This window comes from Streptomyces sp. Tu 3180 (assembly GCF_009852415.1).
Classification (GTDB): domain Bacteria; phylum Actinomycetota; class Actinomycetes; order Streptomycetales; family Streptomycetaceae; genus Streptomyces.
On sequence record NZ_WOXS01000002.1, the window covers coordinates 5,017,537 to 5,039,038 of the forward strand.

The 21,502-nt window shown below is 73.1% G+C and carries 18 protein-coding genes; 9 read left to right on the forward strand and 9 right to left on the reverse strand.

All coding sequences use genetic code 11. The annotated features are described in order from the left end of the window. Window positions 1–66: 66 nt before the first annotated feature. On the reverse strand, window positions 67–978 hold the full coding sequence (locus GL259_RS23705; RefSeq protein ID WP_159535341.1) for a hypothetical protein: 912 nt from the start codon (window positions 976–978) through the stop codon (window positions 67–69). Window positions 979–1,287: 309 nt separating this feature from the next. Here GL259_RS23705 and GL259_RS23710 point away from each other — a divergent pair, with 309 nt between their 5' ends. Further along, the gene (locus GL259_RS23710; protein WP_159535342.1) at window positions 1,288–1,680 is read left to right on the forward strand and encodes a hypothetical protein; all 393 of its coding nucleotides are present in this window, start codon (window positions 1,288–1,290) and stop codon (window positions 1,678–1,680) included. A 67-nt stretch (window positions 1,681–1,747) separates the two neighbouring features. Continuing rightward, a complete protein-coding gene (locus tag GL259_RS37755) occupies window positions 1,748–2,800 on the forward strand; it encodes a hypothetical protein (protein WP_166461544.1) in 1,053 nt (350 codons plus the stop codon). A gap of 260 nt (window positions 2,801–3,060) precedes the next feature. Here the strand turns inward: GL259_RS37755 and GL259_RS23720 are convergent, their stop codons facing one another. Continuing rightward, window positions 3,061–3,948 carry a septum formation family protein gene (locus GL259_RS23720; protein ID WP_159535343.1) on the reverse strand — a complete coding sequence of 296 codons (888 nt, stop codon included), beginning with the start codon at window positions 3,946–3,948 and terminating at the stop codon, window positions 3,061–3,063. A gap of 738 nt (window positions 3,949–4,686) precedes the next feature. Further along, the gene (locus tag GL259_RS23725; protein ID WP_159535344.1) at window positions 4,687–4,932 is read right to left on the reverse strand and encodes a hypothetical protein; all 246 of its coding nucleotides are present in this window, start codon (window positions 4,930–4,932) and stop codon (window positions 4,687–4,689) included. 399 nt (window positions 4,933–5,331) lie between these two features. Here GL259_RS23725 and GL259_RS23730 point away from each other — a divergent pair, with 399 nt between their 5' ends. Beyond that, window positions 5,332–5,817 carry a hypothetical protein gene (locus GL259_RS23730; protein ID WP_159535345.1) on the forward strand — a complete coding sequence of 162 codons (486 nt, stop codon included), beginning with the start codon at window positions 5,332–5,334 and terminating at the stop codon, window positions 5,815–5,817. A 95-nt stretch (window positions 5,818–5,912) separates the two neighbouring features. After that, the gene (gene fxsT, locus GL259_RS23735; RefSeq protein WP_159535346.1) at window positions 5,913–9,863 is read left to right on the forward strand and encodes an FxSxx-COOH system tetratricopeptide repeat protein; all 3,951 of its coding nucleotides are present in this window, start codon (window positions 5,913–5,915) and stop codon (window positions 9,861–9,863) included. Window positions 9,864–10,315: 452 nt separating this feature from the next. Here fxsT and GL259_RS23740 read toward each other — a convergent pair whose 3' ends face one another. The 4 genes from GL259_RS23740 to GL259_RS23755 all read right to left on the reverse strand — a co-directional run bounded on the left by GL259_RS23740 (window position 10,316) and on the right by GL259_RS23755 (window position 13,457). Further along, on the reverse strand, window positions 10,316–10,459 hold the full coding sequence (locus GL259_RS23740) for a hypothetical protein (protein WP_159535347.1): 144 nt from the start codon (window positions 10,457–10,459) through the stop codon (window positions 10,316–10,318). 667 nt (window positions 10,460–11,126) lie between these two features. Then, complete coding sequence (locus GL259_RS23745; protein WP_159535348.1) at window positions 11,127–11,834, reverse strand: ester cyclase; 708 nt, start codon at window positions 11,832–11,834, stop codon at window positions 11,127–11,129. 93 nt (window positions 11,835–11,927) lie between these two features. After that, a complete protein-coding gene (locus GL259_RS23750) occupies window positions 11,928–12,701 on the reverse strand; it encodes an SDR family oxidoreductase (RefSeq protein WP_159535349.1) in 774 nt (257 codons plus the stop codon). Between the two features lie 75 nt (window positions 12,702–12,776). Continuing rightward, window positions 12,777–13,457, reverse strand: a complete 681-nt coding sequence (locus tag GL259_RS23755) for an MOSC domain-containing protein (RefSeq protein ID WP_159535350.1) — start codon at window positions 13,455–13,457, stop codon at window positions 12,777–12,779. Between the two features lie 79 nt (window positions 13,458–13,536). Between GL259_RS23755 and GL259_RS23760 the strand changes: the two genes are divergently transcribed. Then, window positions 13,537–14,433, forward strand: a complete 897-nt coding sequence (locus GL259_RS23760) for a LysR family transcriptional regulator (RefSeq protein WP_159535351.1) — start codon at window positions 13,537–13,539, stop codon at window positions 14,431–14,433. 56 nt (window positions 14,434–14,489) lie between these two features. Here GL259_RS23760 and GL259_RS23765 read toward each other — a convergent pair whose 3' ends face one another. Then, the gene (locus GL259_RS23765) at window positions 14,490–14,819 is read right to left on the reverse strand and encodes a WhiB family transcriptional regulator (RefSeq protein WP_159535352.1); all 330 of its coding nucleotides are present in this window, start codon (window positions 14,817–14,819) and stop codon (window positions 14,490–14,492) included. Window positions 14,820–15,198: 379 nt separating this feature from the next. On the opposite strand from GL259_RS23765, the gene GL259_RS23770 reads away from it, so the two are divergent. From GL259_RS23770 to GL259_RS23785, 4 genes are all read left to right on the forward strand, one after another. After that, complete coding sequence (locus tag GL259_RS23770; RefSeq protein WP_003948568.1) at window positions 15,199–15,810, forward strand: response regulator transcription factor; 612 nt, start codon at window positions 15,199–15,201, stop codon at window positions 15,808–15,810. A gap of 588 nt (window positions 15,811–16,398) precedes the next feature. Next, window positions 16,399–16,986 carry a sigma-70 family RNA polymerase sigma factor gene (locus GL259_RS23775; protein ID WP_004984380.1) on the forward strand — a complete coding sequence of 196 codons (588 nt, stop codon included), beginning with the start codon at window positions 16,399–16,401 and terminating at the stop codon, window positions 16,984–16,986. Window positions 16,987–17,146: 160 nt separating this feature from the next. After that, window positions 17,147–18,649 carry an IMP dehydrogenase gene (gene guaB, locus GL259_RS23780; protein WP_159535353.1) on the forward strand — a complete coding sequence of 501 codons (1,503 nt, stop codon included), beginning with the start codon at window positions 17,147–17,149 and terminating at the stop codon, window positions 18,647–18,649. 119 nt (window positions 18,650–18,768) lie between these two features. Further along, window positions 18,769–19,893, forward strand: coding sequence for a GuaB3 family IMP dehydrogenase-related protein (locus tag GL259_RS23785; protein ID WP_159535354.1), 1,125 nt, complete (start codon window positions 18,769–18,771; stop codon window positions 19,891–19,893). A gap of 357 nt (window positions 19,894–20,250) precedes the next feature. Here GL259_RS23785 and GL259_RS23790 read toward each other — a convergent pair whose 3' ends face one another. Continuing rightward, window positions 20,251–21,459 (reverse strand): nucleotide sugar dehydrogenase, encoded by a 1,209-nt coding sequence (locus GL259_RS23790; RefSeq protein ID WP_159535355.1) that lies wholly within the window; start codon window positions 21,457–21,459, stop codon window positions 20,251–20,253. Window positions 21,460–21,502 lie beyond the last annotated feature (43 nt).

The following is a 21,502-nucleotide window of genomic DNA, read 5'->3' on the forward strand; positions in this document are numbered from 1 at the left end:
CAAGGGGTTGCCGTGCGGCGGCGACTTCTTTCAGAGCCGTGGGACCGGGCCCTCGCCCACCGCCGGTCAGCCGCGGGTCAGGCGGACCGCCGTGGTCTGCGTGACCGTCACCGGCTTGTCGTAGTCCGGGTCCGTGGCCGTCGCCCGCGCCTCGACCTCCACGTCGCCGCGCTGGAACGGTACGGACCCGGTGGGTGTGGCCGTCGCGGTCCAGTCGACCGGTGCGCCCGGAACGCAGGACACCGACGTGGAGTACGAGCCGCGGATGAGGTTCTGCTTCTTCACCTGGGTGACGTCACCGGACACGTTCACCTGGACGGGCTTGTTGCAGCTCACCGTGCCGTGGAGGGTGGCCTTGCCGTTGAGGGTGCTCGCCTTGCCCTCCAGCGCGACGGCGAGGCCGAGGTCGAGCGCGGCCGGCGGGGCCGGGTTGTCGATGTGGACCTCGCCGCGGGCGGCGGTGGAGCCTCCCTCGCAGTGCTGCACGAAGGTGGCGTCGAGCTTCTTCACGTAGCCTTGCGGGCCGAACTCCACCGCGGCGATGGTGAACTCGCCGGTGAGGGTGTTGCATCCGCGGCCGTTGCCGCTGAGGGACAGGCCGGGCTCGGTCGGCTCGTTGAAGGGGTGGCGGGTGGCTCCGGTGTACGTGCCCGGCGCGAGGGCCGTGCCGGAGGGGGCGGCGAGGTCGAGGTACCACCAGTCGCCGTTGGCCCCGTCCACGGAGAGGGAGACGACGTTGTTCCCGGTGTCGGCGGAAACGTTCAGGCGGTCCTGGGACGAGGTCGAGTAGGCGTAGGACCGGCCGCCGCTGATCCAGTCGCCCTCGTCGCCGCTGAAGCTGAAGGAGCCTTCGGCGACCGGCTGCGCGTGCGCCTCGGAGCCGGCCAGCAGGCCGGTGGATCCGGTGGCGAGGCCCAGGGCCAGCGCGAGGACGGCGGCGGCGCGGCCGAGAGCGCGTCGGGGCGCGGTGAGTTTCATGGATGTATCCCCCTGCTGAGACGGAGTTCCCCTGTGCCGACGGGAACCGATCATCGGCGGGGTGAGTCTGCCAAGCGGGTGGGAGCGCTACAACTGGGTTTCTCCAGGCTTCAGTTGATGTTCAGGACGCGCCCGGCCGTGCGGCACGTCCGGCCGGTTCGAGGGCGGGCCGGGCGTCCGGCGGCGCCTTGGGGCGGGGCAGGGCGTCGAGCCCGGTGACGAGGTCCCGGTCCCGTCGGCCCGCGCGAGGAGGGGGACCATCGGCTTCACCGTGAATACTGTCGGACCCGTCGACACGTGAGGAAGCACATGTCCGTCACCACCCTTCTGAGATCCCTCCTCGCCGCCGTGCTCATGGCCTCGGCCACCGCCTGCGGCGCGTCGTCCGCGCCGGACGTCCCGGTGGGCACCCCGGCCGGCCCGGGGGGCACCGAGACGCCCCGTTCGGCTGACCCCGAGCCGGTCGCCGCCGTCATGCCGGACGTCATCGGCGGCAACGCCGGGCGCGCGCACGAGCAGATGGGCTCCGGGACCGACGTGACCTTCAGGGACGCCAGCGGCCGGGGCCGTTCCGTGGACGACCCGGCCGAGTGGAGGATCTGCGGCTCCCGGCCGGGACCGAACCGGCAGATCACCGACTATCCGGTGGTCCTCGACGTGGTGAGGGTTTCGGAGGACTGCGCGGACGTGGTGCCCCGGTGATGTCTCCCGGGCCCACGGGGCGGCGGAGCAGGCCGGGCGGAATGCCGCGGAGCGGGAGGGGGTGGCGATGAGTCGGGTGCTCTACGCGGAGGAGTCGTGGAACCCGCTGGCGCGGACCGTGGAACTCACCGAGGACCGGTTGCGCAGGGGCCGCGGGGAGACACCGCTCCAGGAGCTGAACCTCGGCGCCATGGCCGAGGCGTTCCTGCGGGGGTACTGGCTCGGCGGCGGCGGCACGGAACGCCCCCTGGAGCGGCTGGCGGACGGCCGCGGGGCCGTCCCGGTCACCCGCGTGACCGGGACCACCACGCCCCTCAAGGTGCACCGGGCCGCCGAGTTCGCCCGCGCCCTGGGCGACCTGGCGGTCCGCGGGTGCGGCGGCCCGGGCGCGGTGGCCGTCCTCGCCGAGCGGGCCCGGGCGGAGGGCGTGCCCCTGTGGATCGCGCGCCGGTACGCACCGGGCCCCGCCGGACCGATCGCCGTCGCCGTGGACCGGCGCCTGGTCCGCGTGGACGTCTGGGGACCGCACGCCCCCGCCGTACGGCTCAGGGCGCCGCACGGCTTCCGCGGCGAGTCGGCCGCTTCGGACGGCGGCCTGTTCCTGACCGTCGGCGACGTCCCCGCGCGGCTCGTCCTGCGCCGGAAGTTCCGCAGGTCCAGGAGCAGCGTCGAGATCCACCTGCCCGACCGGCACTGGACGCTGCGGCGGGAGAACGCGGAGAGCTCGTGGCTGCTGCGCGGCGACCGGCGCGTCGCGCTGCTGACCCGGCCCCCACGACGGCCGGATCTTCCCCCCGGCACGGTGCTGCTGCCGCTGGCCGGCGTGCGCCACGAGAGCCCCGACCCCCTGGACGCCGTCATGGCCCACGCCGTCGCCGTGTCCTTCGGCCTCGGCGACACGACGGGCCTGGCCCGGTTCCGCACCGTGCACCGCTCCCGTGAGGGGGGCGACGAGGCGTGGGACCGTCCCTGGTACAGCAACCTCGGCCGGGGCCGGGAGGACAACGAACCCGGCGGCGGCGACGGCTGGGGCAGCGACGGGGGAGACGGCGGTGACGGCGGGGGAGGCGACGGCGGCGGCGGTGGTGACGGCGGCGGGGGCGGCGGCGGGGGCGACTAGGGGGTGTCGTTCGGATCAGGCCGGCTCCGGGCAACGGTGCCTTGCGGACCGACCCGAGCGGGGTCTGGTGCGTGCGGACGCAAGGCGGAGGAGGGCGCCGGGGCGGAGCCCCGGCAACCGACGACAACGCCGCAGATGCGCGTGCCGGGCCCCGCGGCCCCGGCAAGATCCAAACGACGCCCCCTAGGCGGGCGGCGGACGGGTCCCGGGAAGCGGGGCCGGGTCCTCGGCGGACACGGCCCCGCTGGTCCGACCGGGCGTCAGCCCGCCCAGACCTCGGCCTCGTCGGCGGGAACGGTGGTGGCCAGGCCCAGTTCCTTGCGGGCGGCGACCGACTTGTTCGGGTCGATGTCGGTGAACGCCGGGTCGTAGGCGACGTAGAACGCGTCGGCGTCGGCGGCGTTCGCGGCCTTCTTCCAGTTGCCGGCCGCCTTCGTCAGCGTCGCGCGGAGCTTGCCGACCTCGGTGCCCTCGATGCCGTCCAGCCCCTCGACGTGCGCGTCGAGGGCGGCCGCGACGGCCTTGGCCTGCGCCTTGTAGCCGGCCAGGTCGTCCTCGACGGTCTCCTTCTCGGGCTGGTTCGCCCACAGGGCCTCGTAGACCGCGTTCGAACCCTCGAGGTACGTGACCTGCTCGGGCTCGAGGGACTTCGCGGTGTCCAGCGAGCCCTTGAACGCGCCCTTCTCCGAGGTGTAGGTGCAGCTCACCGCGCGGTCACCCGTCGCCCAGCTCTCCTTGGTCGGGGTGTAGTAGAAGAGGGCGACGCCCTTGGGGAGCGCCCAGGTGTCCGGGGCGTACTTCTGCGCCTCGACCGGGCAGCGCTCGTCCGCGACCGCCGTGATCCCGTCGTTGCCCGGGTACTCCTTGCCCTCGTCGATCTTGAACTCGCCGACGACCTGGCCCTCGTGCGCCTCGTCGCAGGGCACGATCTCGACGGCGTACGCCTCCCCCTCGGCCTTGCCGTTCGGGTTGTAGCAGTCGCCGACGTCCAGTGAGAACACCGAGCGCTGGCGAGCCACCTTCTTCGCGCCGTCCTTGGCGCTGTCGACGGCGTCGGAGACCTCCGAGCACCCCACCGCGCCGATCGCGAGCAGGGCGACGACGGCGGATATGCCGCGGAGGGAACGGTAGGGGGCACGGACGGTCATGACGTGTACATCCTCTTATGTGATCTTTATGAGGGGGGCGCGCGCATCGTATGCCACTCCCGTGGCACCGGTGGTGCGGGGGTCCTCACCTCATCGCGGCGTCTGTCTGACGCGTGACGGGCCGTGAAGGTTGTAGGCGGCGGATCACTCCGGACACCGGCCGCGCGCCGAGGAGCGCGCACGACGGTCGAGCGCCGACGACGGTGGAGTCCCGGAGGTGCCCCGTCGGCCTCACCGGCCGCGCCGCCTACCGCCCCGCCCCACCGCGGACCGGGATGATCGCCGCAGCGGGGTTCCCGAAAACGCACCCGTCTGCATGCGCTGGTATCCCCGAGAGGCGCAGTGAGGGTGACGGCTCCGCAGGGAGTCCGGGGCCGACCGCTGAGTGAAGGCGGGCGCGACGAGGGCGCGGGCCACCGAGCCCGGTTCCGCCCGGCAGCGGGTGAGCCCCGCCGTCCGGCTTGCGGTGTCCCAGGTGGTGGTGGCCCGGGCCGGATCGCCGGACCGGGCCACCACGGCGGTGGTCGTCAGGAACGCGGCTCGTCGGTCGCAGCGGATTCCTTGCCCGGCTCGGCGGGCTGGTTCGTGAAGACCGCCAGGTGCCAGGCGCCCTTCTCCCCCCGTGACGGTGAAGGTGTCCTACGAGGACTTGCCCACCTTGTCCTCTGCCAGGAGGCGGGCCGAGCCGACGCCCGGACCCATGTCACGCCGGATCTGCACGTCCTTGATCCTCCGCCCTCATCCGCTCCTGTCGGCGAGGATCTGCTCGGCCTCCTGCCGGAACCACTCCTCGTCCTCGACGCCTCCGACCGAGATCAGCCCGGCGGTGCTCCGGGAGTTGAGAGCCTGCACGTAGACCTTGACGGCCTCACGGGCCCCGTCGGAGGATGCCGAAGCCGAGGGCGGGGCTTCATCGTCCTGGGGCGAGCAGCCGGACGTGACGACCGGAGCGGCGGCCACGGCCAGGAGGCGTCGACGTCGCACAGCACACTCCTGTTTTCCGGTGAGGGGACGAGCAGCCCGTCAGGTCCGGTGCCCATACCACCAGGCGCGTGGGTAGTCGAAGAGGACCTCCTTCAGGCGCGAGCATCCCGTTCCCGTACAGCGGGTCCCAGGTCCAGGAATGGCCGATTCCCGCTCGAGGGTCTTCTCGATGCGAACCGGATCCGGTCCCGCTGGTGAAGACCCTCACAGGCTTTGCGGCCCACCCGACCCACGTCGTGACCGCCGAAGAGCGGCCGGGTGCGGTGCGGATCGCGTTCCCAGCTCTGAGAGAGGCCGCTGCGGTGGTTCGCGCGCGCTGTCGGTCGGGCGGTATCTCGGACACCGACGCCGGGAACAGGTAGCGTTGTGACCACTATTGGACGCAATCGGGGGGGCTCGATGTTGTCTGAAGCGATGGTGGCGCTGGCCGCCGCGGGCGGTACCGCGGTCGTCCAGGCGGCGGGCACCGACGTCTGGGAGGAACTGCGCGCACGGGTGGCCCGGCTGCTGGGACGCGGCGCGGCACAGGGTGAGTCCGACGCACTGGACCGGCTGGACCGCACTCGGACCGCTCTGGAATCCGGTGGTCAGGACGACGTTCCGGAGGTCCGGACCCGTCAGCAGGCCGCCTGGCAGACCCGCTTCGAGGACCTGCTGGAGGGATTGCAGGAGGCGGAGCGGGAGGACGCGGCCAATGAGCTGCGGACTCTCGTCGACCAGGTGGACGGTGCGCGTCCCGGTGTCAGCGCCGGCGACGGAGGGACGGCGGCCGGCCGTGACGTGAACGTGAGGGCCGACGGGGGAGTCGCCGGCGGCGTCAACAACTTCAACAAGGAGGTGACGTTCGGCGTCAACCCTCCCATGCCGGAACGGGAACGTCCCTGACCCGCTCCGGCGTTTCCCACAGCCCGACCCAGCACCCGCCCGCGCCCGGACACGCGCTGCCGGTCAGTGGTGTGGTGGCCGGCCAACACGTACGCATGCGGGACGCCTACTTCGGGGCCCCCGCGAGGAAACCGCCCGCCGCCGTGACCCTCGCCGCCCCGCAGGGCGAGCGCAACCCCGCGCTGCCGCTGCGCGGACGTGAGGCTCTGGTCGAGCAGCTCAAGGACGTTCTGTTCGGACACTCGCCCGATCGGTTACGCGTGCTCTGCGGAATGGGGGGCTGCGGCAAGACCGCCCTCGCCCTCGAACTGGTCCATCACGCACGAACAGCCGGCCTGGGCCCGGACCGGGTGTGGTGGGTGGACGCGCGGCAGGGCGCCACCCTGGAGGCCCGTCTGGAGGCCGTGGCCCGGCGGGCCGGAGCCGCCCAGGAGGAACTGGATGCCGGCGACGCCGCCGACACGCTGTGGCGCCGGCTGGAGGCCCTGCGCTCCCGCTGGCTGCTCGTCGTCGACAACGCGGACGACCCCGACCTGCTGCACGGGGCCGGTCGGCTCTCCTCGGGGACGGGCTGGATCCGCCCCCACGGCCACCCCACCGGACTGGTCCTCGTCACGTCCCGCGACGCGGCACAGACCACCTGGGGCCCCCACGCCGTACTCCACCCGGTGACCGTCCTGGAAACCGGGCAGGCGGCCGAGGTCCTCACCGACCACACGGAGGGTCGGGCGGGCACCGAGCAGGAGGCCCGGTCACTGGCCGATCGGCTCGGCGGACTCCCCCTGGCACTGCGTCTGGCCGGGGCCTACCTCTCCGAGACCACTTCCACCCCGCCGAAGTTCCGGGTGCCGGGGACCCCCGCGTCCTTCGCCTCGTACGAGAGCGCACTGGCGTCCGACCCGGACACCACCGGCCTGCAGGGAATCGTCGCGAGCGTCTGGGACCTGTCCCTGAAACTGCTCGAACGACGCCGCCTCCTGTACGTACGAAGGGTGCTCGCGTTGCTGGCCGGCTTCGCCGACGCCGCCGTCCCCTACGACCTGCTCCTCGTTCCCGAGGCCCTCACCCGCGTCCGTACGTTCTCGGGGCTGGACGGTCCTGCTCTGTGGCACCACCTTCAGGCCCTCGACACGCTGGGGCTCATCCACCTGCTCCCCGCATCACCGGACAACCCGCTGCCGACAGTCCGCCTCCACCCCCTCGTACGCGTCACCAACCGGACTTCCGAAGGCGTTGCCGACGCCGCTTTCCTGACACGGCTGGCGACTCGGGCCGACGAAGTCGATCCACCTGAGTCACCGACGACGTGGCCTCGGTGGGAAGTGCTCAGTCCGCACGCCCTGCACTTTCCGCGCCACCTCCCCGATAACGACTCCCACCTGGTGGATCTTGTCGATCCCGCCGTCCTGGCCTGTCGCTATCTGATCGCTCGTGGGTTGAACGACCAAGCCCTCCACGAACTCACACCCCTTCTCGATAAGTGCTGCCGGGTGCTGGGCGAGGAGCATCCGAACACCCTCACCACCCGCCACACTCTCGCCGAGGTCCTGGCGGAGCTGGGGGAGCGGGAGGCTGCCCGGGCGGAGTTCGAGGCGGTGCTGGAGATCCGGCGCCGGGTGCTGGGCGAGGAGCATCCCGACACGCTCACCACCCGCCACAACCGCGCGTGGGTCCTGGACGGGCTGGAGGAGGCCGTCCGGGCGGAGTTCGAGGCGGTGCTGGGGATCCGGCGCCGGGTGCTGGGCGAGGAGCATCCCGACACCCTCACCACCCGCCACAACCTCGCCGGCATCCTGGCCGGCAGTCTGGGCCGAAGGGAGGCCGCCCGGGCGGAGTACGAGGCGGCGCTGGACATCGGGCGCCGGGTGCTGGGCGAGGAGCACCCCGGGACTCTCGCCATCCGTCACGGCCTGGCGTGGGTCCTGGACGGGTTGGGGGAGAGGGAGGCCGCCCGGGCGGAGTTCGAGGCGGTGTTGGACATCGGGCGCCGGGTGCTGGGCGAGGAGCACCCGAGCACCCTCAACATCCGCGTCAGCCGCGCGTGGGTCCTGGACGGGCTGGAGGAGGCCGTCCGGGCGGAGTTCGAGGCGGTGCTGGGGACCCAGCGCCGGATGCTGGGCGAGGAGCATCCCGACACCCTCGCCACTCGCCACGGCCTGGCGTGGGTCCTGGACGGGCTGGGGGAGCGGGAGGCCGCCCGGGCGGAGTTCGAGGCGGTGCTGAAGCTACGGCGCCGCAAGCTGGGCGAGGAGCATCCCGACACCCTCGCCACTCGCCACGGCCTGGCGTGGGTCCTGGACGGGCTGGGGGAGCGGGAGGCTGCCCGGGCGGAGTTCGAGGCGGCACTGGACATCGGGCGCCGGGTGCTGGGCGAGGAGCATCCCGACACCCTCACCATTCGCATCAGCCGTGCGTGGGTCCTGGACGGGTTGGGGGAGCGGGAGGCTGCCCGGGCGGAGTACGGGGCGGTGCTGGAGGTGCGGCGCCGGGTGCTGGGCGAGGAGCATTCGGACACCCTTACCACCCGCCACAACCTGGCGTGGGTCCTGGACGGGTTGGGGGAGAAGGAGGCTGCCCGGGCGGAGTACGGGGCGGTGCTGGGGATCCGGCGCCGGGTGCTGGGCGAGGAGCATCCCGACACCCTCACCACCCGCCACAACCTCGCCGGGGTCCTCGACGACCTGGGGGAGCGGGAGGCTGCCCGGGCGGAGTACGGGGCGGTGCTGGAGGTGCGGCGCCGGGTGCTGGGCGAGGAGCATTCGGACACCCTTACCACCCGCCACAACCTGGCGTGGGTCCTGGACGGGTTGGGGGAGAAGGAGGCTGCCCGGGCGGAGTACGGGGCGGTGCTGGGGATCCGGCGCCGGGTGCTGGGCGAGGAGTACCCCGACACCCTCACCACCCGCCACAACCTCGCCGGGGTCCTCGACGACCTGGGGGAGCGGGAGGCTGCCCGGGCGGAGTTCGAGGCGGTGCTGGAGGTGCGGCGCCGGGTGCTGGGCGAGGAGCATCCCGACACCCTCACCACCCGTGCCTACCTGGCGTGGGTGCTGAAGGGGCTGGGGGAGCGGGAGGCTGCCCGGGCGGAGTACGGGGCGGTGCTGGAGGTGCGGCGCCGGGTGCTGGGCGAGGAGCATTCGGACACCCTTACCACCCGCCACAACCTGGCGTGGGTCCTGGACGGGTTGGGGGAGAAGGAGGCTGCCCGGGCGGAGTACGGGGCGGTGCTGGGGATCCGGCGCCGGGTGCTGGGCGAGGAGCATCCCGACACCCTCACCACCCGCCACAACCTCGCCGGGGTCCTCGACGACCTGGGGGAGCGGGAGGCTGCCCGGGCGGAGTACGGGGCGGTGCTGGAGGTGCGGCGCCGGGTGCTGGGCGAGGAGCATCCCGACACCCTCACCACCCGCCACAACCTCGCCGGGGTCCTCGACGACCTGGAGCTGCGGGAGGCTGCCCGGGCGGAGTTCGAGGCGGTGCTGGAGGTGCGGCGCCGGGTGCTGGGCGAGGAGCATCCCGACACCCTCACCACCCGTGCCTACCTGGCTTGGGTGCTGAAGGGGTTGGGGGAGTGGGAGGCTGCCCGGGCGGAGTACGGGGCGGTGCTGGGGATCCGGCGCCGGGTGCTGGGCGAGGAGCACCCCGACACCCTCACCGCTCGTCACGGCCTGGCGTGGGTGCTGAAGGGGTTGGGGGAGCGGGAGGCCGCCCGGGCGGAGTACGAGGCGGTGCTGGAGGTGCGGCGCCGGGTGCTGGGCGAGGAGTACCCCGACACCTTCGTCACCCGCCACAACCTCGCCGGGGTCCTGGCGGAGCTGGGACTGTGGGAGGCCGCCCGGGCGGAGTACGAGGCGGTGCTGGGGATCCTGCGCCGGGTGCTGGGCGAGGAGCACCCCGACACCCTCACCACCCGCCACAACCTCGCCGGGGTCCTGGCGGAGCTGGGACTGTGGGAGGCCGCCTGGGCGGAGTACGGGGCGGTGCTGGAGGTGCGGCGCCGGGTGCTGGGCGAGGAGCACCCCGACACCCCCGCAACTTCCGACTAGTGCCCCGGCAGGACTTCGTCGTCCGGTCCGGGGCGTTCCGGGGCGGCGGAGCGCAGCGGGCTGATGGCCGGTCGGAGGTCGCCCTCGGCCGTGTGCCCGACGCCGCCGGCGGTGGCAGCGGCAGGGTGACCGCTCGGCGTCGTCAGCGCCGGTCCGACCGGCTCACCGCGTGACGGCGGCCCCGGCGGTGCCGCAAGCGCGGTGGCCGGGGACGACAAGCTGCCGGAAGCCGCCGAACCTCCGCCACCGTGGGCCCGACGGCACCAGCGACCTCACCGGTGGGCCCTCTTCCTCCGGGACCGGGCGGTCGTCGCCGGGAGGCGTGCGCCGACACGACGAGCGTGACATGCCGGTACCGGCCCGGGTGGCGTCGGGCCCCGTACCGATCCGGGCCGCACCCGTTCCCCACGGCCCGGCCCGCGGCGGGGACGCCCGCCGAGCCGGTGGACGGCTCAGGGCCGCACCGGTGCGGACCGCAGGTCCTTGAGGAACAGTCCGTTCAGCACCTCCCACTCGGTGGCCCGGTCCACCACCTCCACCGTCCGGCCGTCCAGCGTGGGCGTGGCGCGCGGGTCCTCCGTCGGCAGCAGCAGCAACCAACAGGCCGTGCGGGACGTCGGCAGGGCGCCGCGCCGCCTGCTGGAGGCCCGCCACAGTGACTACCGGCCACCCGCCTCCCAGTAGCGGGCGACCAGCCCGGCCTCGTGCAGCAGTACGACCGAGCGGGGACCCGCGCCCTCCGCGACGGCCGCCACCCGCTGCCGCGGCTAACCGCGTGTACGAGGCGAGCGCCGCGCCCAGCGTGCCCGTGAACTTGGCGTCCGCCTTCAGCAGCGCCTGCCAGCGCACCGACTGCTCCTCGGCCGGCTCCCGCAGGGCGTCCAGGAACACGGAGCTCAGCGACACCGCCACCACCTCGTGCCGCGTGACGAGAACGCCACCCCGCCGGCTATCGACGTGGCCAGTTCCACCGGCCGGACGTCGGATCATCGGCGCCCGGCTTGGTCCTCCGGTGTGACAACGACCCGGCCGCCGCGCCGCTGCACGGTCAGCCGTGCGGGGGCCCCGGCAGGACTTTCGGAATCGGCGCCGGATTCGTCGTCCCGTTTGCGATCTCCGCCTCGACCACGGCGCGCACCACGGCCAGGGACGGGCCAAGGTTTCGGCGGGGGCCGGCCCCCCGCCGTGCCGGATCTCCTCTGACGACCGGACCGGAGTCCCGGTCGTCGCCCCGGGCGGAGGACGCGCCGTGCCCGGCGGGGCTCACATGTCCGTCGGCTCCACCGCCCCCAACTGCACCATCAGCCCGAGCCGGTCGTACTGCCACCAGCCCTCGACGATCTTCCCGTTCGCGCCGAAGCGGAAGACGGTCGTGCCCGTCATGGCGACCTTCTTCCCCGTGGCCGGAATCCCGAGGAAGTCGTCCCTGTGGGTCCCCTCCCAGCTCCACCGCGTGCACACACGGTCCCCCTGGGCGATCTGGTCCTCGATCCGGAACGAGAAGTCGAAGCCGCCGCGCCAGGCGTCCATCTCGCGCCGGAGGTGGTCCAGCCCGACGACGTCCTGCTCGTTGGCGGGATCGTGGTCGTGGTAGTGCTCCCCGACCAGGCCCGTCAGCGGCGACAGGTCGTCCGAGGTGGCCAGCACCTCGAAGAACCGGCGCGCGGAGTCCGTGTTCAGCTGCGCGTCCCGCACCACGTCCAGGTCGGTGAACGTGGGCATCTCGTCGCAGAGCGCCACCATCTCCCGGAAGATCCGGTCGGTCTCCGGGAGCTGCGAGTTGCGCATCGCCTCCTCGTACGACGGGAACTCCACGATCTCGACGACGTGCGCCGCGTCCGTGTGGTCCTTGGCGACCAGGGTGTGCGTCGCCGTCCGCCTTCCCCTGGTCTGCTCGACCCACTGGTCCATGAGCCGGTCCATCTCGTCGAGCCGGCTGGTCCTGCAGTCGATGAGCTGTACGAAGGTCATGGCGATCGCCTCCGGTGCCCCTCGGGTCCGGGTCCTGTCAGCACCCATTTTCTCCCCGGGCGCGGGCTCCGGCCCGCCGTGGCCGCGCTCCCGCTACCGGGGCCCGTACTTGCGCCCCGTCCGCGAGGAGATCCCGCCCAGCACGCCCCTCGGGACCAGCTTCGCCACTCCCATCAGCGCCTTGTAGCGGGGGTCCGGGATCGACACCGACTTGCCCCGGGCCAGGTCCGCGAGGGCCGTCGCGGCGACCTTGTCCGCGTCCAGCCACATCCAGTTCGGGATGTTGTCCGTCCCCATCCCGGCCCGCTCGTGGAACTCGGTGCGCACGAACCCCGGGCACAGCGCCATCAGGCGGACGCCGTTGCCGGCCAGGTCCTGCGCCGCGCCCTGGGTGAACTGCACGACCCACGCCTTGGACGCCCCGTACGTCCCGCGCGGCAGGAACGCGGCGGTCGAGGCGACGTTCACGACGCCCCCGCGCCCGCGCTCCCGCATCGCCTCCGCCGCCGCCGAGGTCAGCCGGAGCACCGCCTCGCAGTGCACCTTGAGCATCCTCAGCTCGTCGGCCATGGGGACGTCGAGGTAGCGGCCCTTGTTGCCGAAGCCGGCGTTGTTGACCAGCAGGTCGACCGGGTTCTTGCGGTCGCCGAGCCGGGTGGCCACCGCCTCGATGCCCCGGTCCTGAGCCAGGTCGGCCGTCAGCACCTCCGCCTCGATGCCGTGGCGGTCGTGCAGCTCGGTCGCCTGTTCCCGCAGCCGGCCGGTGTCGCGGGCCACCAGCACCAGGTCGTGTCCGTCGGCCGCCAGCCGCCGCGCGAACGCGGCGCCGATCCCAGCCGTCGATCCCGTAATCAGAGCCGTTGTCATGGCGTAAGAGTAGTGACCCGGAGTGGAAGCATCCGTTCCGCATCGCGAGCCGGCGCGGACGCGCCGGACGAGCCGTCAGGCCGTGGTGCGCGCACCGTACTTCTCCACGTACGTCCGCGCGATCGCCCGTGCCTCCGGGTGCAGCGCCTCGCCCGCCGCCAGCAGCCGGGGCAGCAGCGTGCGCTCGGTCGTGACCGCCCGGAACTGCAGCGCGACCGTCACGTCGTGGTCCGGCCGGTGCACGATCCGCACCGCGTCGCCCGCCCGGACCGCGCCGGGCCGGATCACCCGCAGGTACGCGCCCGGGGCGCCCCGCTCCGTGAACCGCTTCACCCAGCCCCTCTCACCGATGTGGCCCTGGAAGGTGCGGCAGGGGATGCGTCCGGAGGTGATCTCCAGCACCGCCTCGGCCCCGACGGCCCAGCGCTCACCGATCAGGGCGCCGGACACCTCGACGCCCTCGGTGGTGAGGTTCTCGCCGAACAAGCCGTTGCGCAGCGGGCGCCCCAGCGTGCGCTCCCACGCGTCGAGGTCCTCGCGGGCCATGGCGTACACGGCCTGGTCGTCCCCGCCGTGGTGCCGCGTCTCGCACACGGCGTCCCCGGCCAGTCCGCTCGCGCCGGACCCCTTCGGCCCCGGCGCCGCCACCCGCACCGGCCCGTCCACGGGCCGCTTGTCGATGCCGGTCAGGCCCTCGGGGTGGTCCGTGTACGGCACGGCCCGGGGGTGCCCCAGATTCACAGACAGAAGCCTCATGGGCGCACGGTAGGCCACGAGGATCAAAGCGTCGACGCATTATTCGTCACCGCGTCAAAGGACGGCTTATCCTCGGAGGGTGATCGAAGCCCGTCACCTGCGTGTGCTGCGCGCCGTGGCCACCACCGGTTCCTTCTCCGCCGCGGCCCGCGAACTGGGCTGCACCCAGCCCGCCGTCAGCCAGCAGATGAAAGCCCTGGAGGCGTCCGCCGGCACGCCCCTGCTCGTCCGCGGCGGCCGCGAGATGCGCCTGACGCAGGCCGGTGAGGCGCTGGTGCGGCACGCGGCCGGGATCCTCGCCGGACTCACCGCCGCCGAGGAGGAGGTCGCCGCCATCGCCGGGCTGCGCGCGGGCCGGGTCCGGCTCGTCTCCTTCCCCAGCGGCAGCTCCGCGCTGGTCCCGACGGCCCTCGCCGCCCTGCGCGGCGCCCACCCCGGTACCCGGGTCTCCCTGGAGGAGGCCGAGCCGCCCCGCTCCGTCGAGATGCTGCGCGAGGGCGACTGCGACGTGGCCCTCGCCTTCCGCTACGAGGGGGCGGCGGGTGCCGAGGAGTGGGACGACCTCGTCGTACGGCCGCTGCTGACGGACCGGCTCGTGGGGCTCGTGCCCGAGCGGCACCGGCTCGCGCACGCCCGGTCCATCGCCATCGGGGAGCTCGCCGAGGAGCCGTGGATCGCCGGCTGCCCCCGCTGCCGGGGCCAGTTGGTCGAGGTGTGCGAGGGGGCCGGGTTCACGCCGCGCATCGACTTCGCGACCGACGACTACCCGGCGGTCGCCGGCCTGGTCGGCGCCGGGCTCGGCGTCGCCGTCCTGCCTGAGCTGGCCATCGAGTCCGTGCGGCCCAGGGGGGTGCGCACCGTCGCCCTGGAGCCCACCGTGCGGCGGGAGATCGTCGCGCTCACCCTGCCCGACCTCGCGCAGGTGCCGGCGGTCGCCGCGACGCTGGACCAGCTGGCGCGGGCGGCGGCCCGGTAGCCGCCCGGACAGAACAAGGGCACGCGAGCGTGCCCCGTGGTTGCAGAAACGTTCCTTCAGGTGTTCGAGGCGGCGTGCCCGCCGGCTGCAGACGCCGACACCAGCCTGTTGCGCGCCCGCCCCATCAGCTCTTCGCGCTCGTCCTCGGTCAGTCCGCCCCACACGCCGTACGGCTCGCGTACCGCCAGCGCGTGGGCGGCGCACTCGGCGCGCACCGGGCACCTCATGCAGACCTCTTTGGCCGAGTTCTCACGAGCGCTTCGAGCCGCGCCCCGCTCGCCCTCCGGGTGGAAGAAGAGCGAGCTGTCCACCCCGCGGCACGCAGCCAGGAGCTGCCAGTCCCACAGGTCCGCATTCGGTCCGGGAAGGCGGGAGAAATCTGCCATTGCGTGACCCCTTGTAGCCGTTCTGGGCGGATCCGGTGTCCACGACCGTACAACTACGATCCAAGGAGATGAAAATATGACTCATTGCGAATCTAGCCCCGGACACCAGTAAACGGGAAGAAATAGGGCTGAACGGGGCATGGTTGTGATGAAAGTTCAAGGGTCCGCCGTGCGTGTCTGCATCGTGTCCGCCTCCTCACGTAGAGTGCCGAAGATGGCAGACGGCCCCGTAACTCTTTCGAGTGACCGTCGTTGAGAGTGCGAGGCGGTTGAAGGAACAAGCGCTCGGGCAGGCGTCCGAGACGGTCGACCGCACAGGTGACGATTTCGTACCAGCCTGGAGGCTCAAGGTGACGCGCATCAGCTGCGGAGGGCGGCCATGACTTCCGTCCTCGTCTGCGACGACTCCCCGCTTGCCCGAGAGGCGCTCCGCCGCGCGGTCGCGACCGTGCCCGGCGTCGAGCGCGTGACGACGGCTGCCAACGGCGAGGAAGTCCTCCGCCGCTGGGGAGCCGACCGCTCGGACCTGATTCTGATGGACGTGCGCATGCCCGGCCTGGGCGGCGTCGAGACCGTCCGGCGGCTGCTGTCCGCCGACCCCGGAGCACGCATCATCATGCTCACCGTCGCCGAGGACCTCGACGGCGTCGCGCTCGCGGTGGCCGCCGGTGCCCGCGGCTACCTGCACAAGGACGCGTCCCGCGCGGAACTGCGGGCCACGGTCACGCAGGCGCTCGCCGACCCGACCTGGCGGCTCGCCCCGCGCCGGCTGCGCTCGGCCGAGATGGGCGCCGCGCCCACGCTCACCGCGCGTGAGATCCAGGTGCTCGAAGGCATGAGCCACGGCCGTTCCAACGCCGAGATCGGCCGCGAGCTGTTCCTCTCCGAGGACACCGTCAAGACGCACGCGCGGCGGCTCTTCAAGAAGCTCGGCGCCTCGGACCGGGCCCACGCGGTGGCGCTCGGTTTCCGGTGGGGTCTCGTGCGCTAGGGCCTGTCCTTCGGATCGGGCCGGACGCGGCGCGCGGCGCCGAGCGGCAGCCGGCGAGCGGGGGCACGCGGATGCCCCCGCCCGGGCCGGACACGCACGGGGCGGCGCCCCCGCCCGTGCCGCACACCCGCGTGACGACGCCCCCTCCGGGGTCGCACGCGCGTGCGGCGACACCGGCGAGGGACGGCACCGCGGGCGAGGCCCGCCTCCCGTCCGTGCGGGGCGCACGGCCCGGCGGGGCGAGCCCCCGGCCGCGCGGACCCGTGTCGATCCTGCGGGTCCGGACGATCGGGTCGGGCCGGCCGAACCGGCCGATCCGGACGACAGGCCCCGGGGCCGGCCGCGTACGCCCCGGGAAGAGCACCGAAAACCCGGTTCACCAGGGCATCGGCGGTGGCCGAAGGGCGCCCACTGCTCGTTTCGCGGCGGATGCCGCATCCTTGAGGTGTGGAGTTCCTCGGGGACGAGTCGGTCGAGCGGAAGGGGAGGGCGCAGGGGATGAGTTCCGGCGCACCTGCTCATAACGCTTCGGTGCACAACAACGGGCACGGTGCCGCGGACCCGGCGTCCGCAGGGCACCATGGACCGATGCGCGACGACGAGGCGGGCACTGCCCAGGGGGCGATCGGTGCGCTCGTCCACCGCGCCGTCGACGGGGACGAGCAGGCCACGCACGACCTGCTGGCCCGGGTGCACCCCCTGGCGCTGCGCTACTGCCGCACCCGTCTGTCCCGGCTGCCGGGCGACGCGCGGCACTTCGTCGAGGACCTCGCCCAGGAGGTCTGCGTCGCGGTGCTCCTCGCGCTGCCCCGTTACAAGGACACCGGGCGGCCCTTCGAGGCGTTCGTCTTCGCCATCGCCGCCCACAAGGTCGCCGACCTGCAGCGCGCGGCGATGCGGCACCCCGGCTCGACGGCGGTGCCCTCCGACGAGATGCCCGAGCGTCCCGACGACTCCCTCGGCCCGGAGGAGCGCGCCCTGCTCAGCAGCGACGCCGAGTGGGCCAAGAAACTGCTGGCCAACCTGCCCGAGAACCAGCGCGAGCTGCTGCTGCTGCGCATCGCCGTGGGCCTCACGGCGGAGGAGACCGGACAGATGTTGGGAATGTCACCCGGCGCGGTCCGGGTGGCCCAGCACCGTGCGCTGAGCCGGCTGCGCGCGCTGGCGGAGCAGTAACCGCCGCCGAGGCGCCCTCCCTTCGGCGCGTGAACGGGCACACCGCCGCGCCCGTACGAACATACGAAGCCAGGAGCCGTGCATGATCGTGGAATGTGACACCTCCGCTTCCCGTTAGCATGGACATCCGCACCGATCAAGGCCATTTGGGGAAGGTGTCATGACTGCCAACGTCGACGGAGTGCCCGGAAAATTCGCGACACTCGGGCTGACCTACGACGACGTGCTGCTGCTGCCGGGTGCATCGGAAGTGCTCCCCAACGCGGTCGACACCTCGTCCCGGATCTCCCGCAACGTGCGGGTCAACATCCCGCTGCTGTCCGCCGCCATGGACAAGGTCACCGAGTCGCGCATGGCGATCGCGATGGCCCGCCAGGGCGGCGTCGGCGTCCTGCACCGCAACCTCTCGATCGAGGACCAGGTCAACCAGGTCGACCTGGTGAAGCGGTCCGAGTCCGGGATGGTCACCGACCCGATCACCATCGGTCCGGACGCCACCCTCGCCGAGGCCGACGCCCTGTGCGCCAAGTTCCGCATCAGCGGGGTCCCGGTCACCGACGGCAACAAGAAACTGCTGGGCATCGTCACCAACCGTGACATGGCCTTCGAGACCGACCGCACCCGTCAGGTGCGCGAGGTCATGACCCCGATGCCGCTGGTCACCGGCCAGGTCGGCATCTCCCGCTCCGACGCCATGGAGCTCCTGCGCCGCCACAAGATCGAGAAGCTTCCCCTGGTCGACGAGGCGGGCATCCTCAAGGGCCTCATCACCGTCAAGGACTTCGTGAAGGCGGAGCAGTACCCGAACGCCGCGAAGGACTCGGAGGGCCGCCTGATCGTCGGCGCCGCCGTGGGCGCCAGCCCCGAGGCGCTCGAGCGCGCCCAGGCGCTTGCCGCGGCCGGGGTGGACTTCCTGGTCGTCGACACCTCGCACGGCCACAACAGCAACGCCCTCAGCTGGATGGCGAAGATCAAGTCGAGTGTGGACGTCGACGTGATCGGCGGCAACGTCGCCACCCGCGACGGGGCGCAGGCGCTGATCGACGCCGGTGTGGACGGCATCAAGGTGGGCGTCGGCCCGGGCTCCATCTGCACCACCCGCGTGGTCGCCGGCATCGGCGTCCCGCAGGTCACGGCCATCTACGAGGCCTCCCTCGCGGCCCGGCCGGCCGGCATCCCGCTGATCGGCGACGGCGGCCTGCAGTACTCCGGCGACATCGGCAAGGCGCTGGCCGCCGGTGCCGACACGGTGATGCTGGGCAGCCTCCTCGCGGGCTGCGAGGAGTCGCCCGGCGAGCTGCAGTTCATCAACGGCAAGCAGTTCAAGTCGTACCGCGGCATGGGCTCGCTCGGCGCGATGCAGTCCCGGGGACAGGGCAGGTCGTACTCGAAGGACCGCTACTTCCAGGCCGAGGTGGCCTCCGACGACAAGCTCGTGCCCGAGGGCATCGAGGGCCAGGTGCCCTACCGCGGCCCGCTGGCCAACGTGCTGCACCAGCTCGTCGGCGGGCTCCGCCAGACCATGGGCTACGTGGGCGCCGCCACCATCGAGGAGATGGAGACCAAGGGCCGCTTCGTCCGGATCACCTCCGCGGGTCTGAAGGAGAGCCACCCGCACGACATCCAGATGACGGTCGAGGCGCCGAACTACAGCCGCAAGTAGGCGGCCGCACGCAGGCGGCGGGCTTCCCGAGGGCGGTCCCGGAGCATCCGGGGCCGCCCTCGCCGTGCCCGTCGGGGATACTGGAAGGCGCTGCAACGCATCAGGGAAAGGCCACAGACGTGACTGAGATCGAGATCGGGCGCGGCAAGCGCGGCCGCCGGGCGTACGCCTTCGACGACATCGCCGTCGTCCCCAGCCGCCGTACGCGGGACCCGAAGGAGGTCTCGATCGCCTGGCAGATCGACGCCTACCGTTTCGAGCTGCCCTTCCTGGCCGCCCCCATGGACTCGGTGGTCTCGCCGGCCACGGCGATCCGCATCGGCGAGCTCGGCGGCCTCGGCGTGCTGAACCTCGAGGGCCTGTGGACCCGCTACGAGGACCCGCAGCCGCTGCTGGACGAGATCGTCGGCCTGCCCGCCGAGACGGCCACCCGCCGCCTCCAGGAGATCTACGCCGCCCCCGTCAAGGAGGAGCTGATCGGGCAGCGCATCAAGGAGGTGCGCGACTCGGGCGTGGTCACCGCCGCCGCGCTCTCCCCGCAGCGCACCGCCCAGTTCTCCAAGGCCGTCGTCGACGCGGGCGTGGACATCTTCGTCATCCGCGGCACGACGGTCTCTGCGGAGCACGTCTCCTCCTCGCACGAGCCGCTGAACCTGAAGCAGTTCATCTACGAACTCGACGTCCCGGTGATCGTCGGCGGCTGCGCCACCTACACCGCCGCCCTGCACCTCATGCGCACCGGCGCGGCCGGCGTGCTGGTCGGCTTCGGCGGCGGCGCCGCGCACACCACGCGCAACGTGCTCGGCATCCAGGTCCCGATGGCCACCGCGGTCGCCGACGTGGCCGCCGCCCGCCGCGACTACATGGACGAGTCCGGCGGCCGGTACGTGCACGTGATCGCGGACGGCGGTGTCGGCTGGTCCGGCGACCTGCCCAAGGCGATCGCCTGCGGCGCCGACGCGGTGATGATGGGCTCCCCGCTCGCCCGCGCGACCGACGGCCCGGGCCGGGGCAACCACTGGGGCATGGAGGCGGTCAACGAGGAGCTGCCGCGCGGCCAGAAGGTCGACCTCGGCACGGTCGGCACCCTGGAGGAGATCCTCACCGGCCCGTCCCACACCCCCGACGGCTCGATGAACCTCTTCGGCGCCCTGCGCCGCGCGATGGCCACCACCGGCTACAGCGAGCTGAAGGAGTTCCAGCGCGTCGAGGTGACGGTGGCGGACTCGCAGCACCGGCGCTGAGGCCGCGCCCGGCACGGACGGCGAAAGGGGCGGGGTCACCCACAGGCGGGTGACCCCGCCCCTTTCCGCCGCGCGGGAGACCCCGGGGGCGCGCGTTTCGGACGAGGGGCGCACGGTCGCTTCCGGGCGGGATTCCGGGAGCGGGCCGCGCCGGACCGGTGGTGTCCGGGACCGGCAGCCCGGCTCTCCCCGGCGCTCCCTTTCCGAGGAGATCGCTCCGGACCCCGCCCTCGGGGCCCGGCCCCGGCGGACCGTCCACCGGACCACCGGGCGGCGCGGGGAAGCGGTCGCCCGGGGGACGCCACCGCGAGCCGACCCGTCGGGACCGGTCGCGCGGACCGCCGCGAGCGGCCCCGCTCACAACCGGTGCGCCGCCCCCGCGGGAGTGGCCCCCCGCGTGTCCAGCAGCAGCTGGGCCTTCACCGACAGGCCCTGGAGGTCGTACGTGCGGTGCGGCTGGAGCAGGATCGTCAGGTCGGCGTCGGCGGCGGCCTCGTAGAGGGAGTCGGCGCGGGGCAGCGGGCGGTCGAGGACGATCCAGGACGGCACGTGCGGGTCGTGGTAGCTGACGGACGCGCCGAGCTCCATCAACCGGACCGCGATCTCCCGGGCGGGGGAGCCCTGCCGGTCGGCGAGGTCGGGCTTGTAGGTGACGCCGAGCAGCAGCACCCGGGCGCCCCGCGCGGACTTGCCGTGCTCGTTGAGGAGCGCGGCGGCGCGCTGGACGACGTAGTGCGGCATCCGGCCGTTGACCTGCTGGGCGAGTTCCGCCATGCGCAGGGTGCGGCCCGTGTGGGCGGTCAGGTCCTGGGGGAGGGAGTGGCCGCCGACGCCGGGGCCGGGGCGGAAGGCGAGGAAGCCGAAGGGCTTGGTCTCCGCGCAGCGGATGACGTCCCACAGGTCGACGCCCAGGTCGTGGCAGAGGACGGCCATCTCGTTGACGAGGGCGATGTTGACGTGCCGGAAGTTGGTCTCCAGGAGCTGCACGGTCTCCGCCTCGCGGGGGCCGCGTGCGCGGACCACCTTGTCGGTGAGCCGTCCGTAGAAGGCGGCGGCCGACTCGGTGCAGGCCGGGGTGAGGCCGCCGATGACCTTGGGGGTGTTGGCGGGGGTGAAGTCGCGGTTGCCGGGGTCGACGCGGCTGGGGGAGTAGGCGAGGTGGAAGTCGCGGCCCGCGCGGAGCCCCGATCCCGACTCGAGCAGGCGCAGGAAGGGGCCCTCCGTCGTCCCGGGGGGCGCGGGGGACTCCAGGATCACCGTGGTGTGCGGGCGCAGACGGGCGGCGAGCGTGCGGGCGGCCGTCTCGACCTGGCTCAGGTCCAGGCCGCCGTCCGCGGCGCGCGGGGCCGGTGCGCAGACGACCGCGGTGCGCACCCGGCCGAGCTCGACGGCGTTGGTCGTCGTGCGGAAGCCCCGGGCGAGCATGCGGCGCTGTTCGGCGGGGCTGAGGGAGCCCGTCTCGGGGCCGGTCCGGTAACCGATCGTGGGAATGCCGGCGGCGACGGCGGCCTGGGCCAGGGGCAGGCCGTACGGTCCGAGTCCGATGACGGCGAGATCTGCGGGCATGGCGTGGGCCGTCCTTCCCAGTAGCCGAAGTGGGACAGGCGCG

Excerpts from the sequence above, each read along its gene's own strand:
- GL259_RS23705 (WP_159535341.1), bottom strand. The coding sequence starts at position 978 with ATGAAACTCACCGCGCCCCGACGCGCTCTCGGCCGCGCCGCCGCCGTC.
- GL259_RS23710 (WP_159535342.1), top strand. The coding sequence starts at position 1,288 with ATGTCCGTCACCACCCTTCTGAGATCCCTCCTCGCCGCCGTGCTCATG.
- GL259_RS37755 (WP_166461544.1), top strand. The coding sequence starts at position 1,748 with ATGAGTCGGGTGCTCTACGCGGAGGAGTCGTGGAACCCGCTGGCGCGG.
- GL259_RS23720 (WP_159535343.1), bottom strand. The coding sequence starts at position 3,948 with ATGACCGTCCGTGCCCCCTACCGTTCCCTCCGCGGCATATCCGCCGTC.
- GL259_RS23730 (WP_159535345.1), top strand. The coding sequence starts at position 5,332 with ATGTTGTCTGAAGCGATGGTGGCGCTGGCCGCCGCGGGCGGTACCGCG.
- fxsT (WP_159535346.1), top strand. The coding sequence starts at position 5,913 with ATGCGGGACGCCTACTTCGGGGCCCCCGCGAGGAAACCGCCCGCCGCC.
- GL259_RS23745 (WP_159535348.1), bottom strand. The coding sequence starts at position 11,834 with ATGACCTTCGTACAGCTCATCGACTGCAGGACCAGCCGGCTCGACGAG.
- GL259_RS23750 (WP_159535349.1), bottom strand. The coding sequence starts at position 12,701 with ATGACAACGGCTCTGATTACGGGATCGACGGCTGGGATCGGCGCCGCG.
- GL259_RS23755 (WP_159535350.1), bottom strand. The coding sequence starts at position 13,457 with ATGAGGCTTCTGTCTGTGAATCTGGGGCACCCCCGGGCCGTGCCGTAC.
- GL259_RS23765 (WP_159535352.1), bottom strand. The coding sequence starts at position 14,819 with ATGGCAGATTTCTCCCGCCTTCCCGGACCGAATGCGGACCTGTGGGAC.
- GL259_RS23770 (WP_003948568.1), top strand. The coding sequence starts at position 15,199 with ATGACTTCCGTCCTCGTCTGCGACGACTCCCCGCTTGCCCGAGAGGCG.
- GL259_RS23775 (WP_004984380.1), top strand. The coding sequence starts at position 16,399 with ATGCGCGACGACGAGGCGGGCACTGCCCAGGGGGCGATCGGTGCGCTC.
- guaB (WP_159535353.1), top strand. The coding sequence starts at position 17,147 with ATGACTGCCAACGTCGACGGAGTGCCCGGAAAATTCGCGACACTCGGG.
- GL259_RS23790 (WP_159535355.1), bottom strand. The coding sequence starts at position 21,459 with ATGCCCGCAGATCTCGCCGTCATCGGACTCGGACCGTACGGCCTGCCC.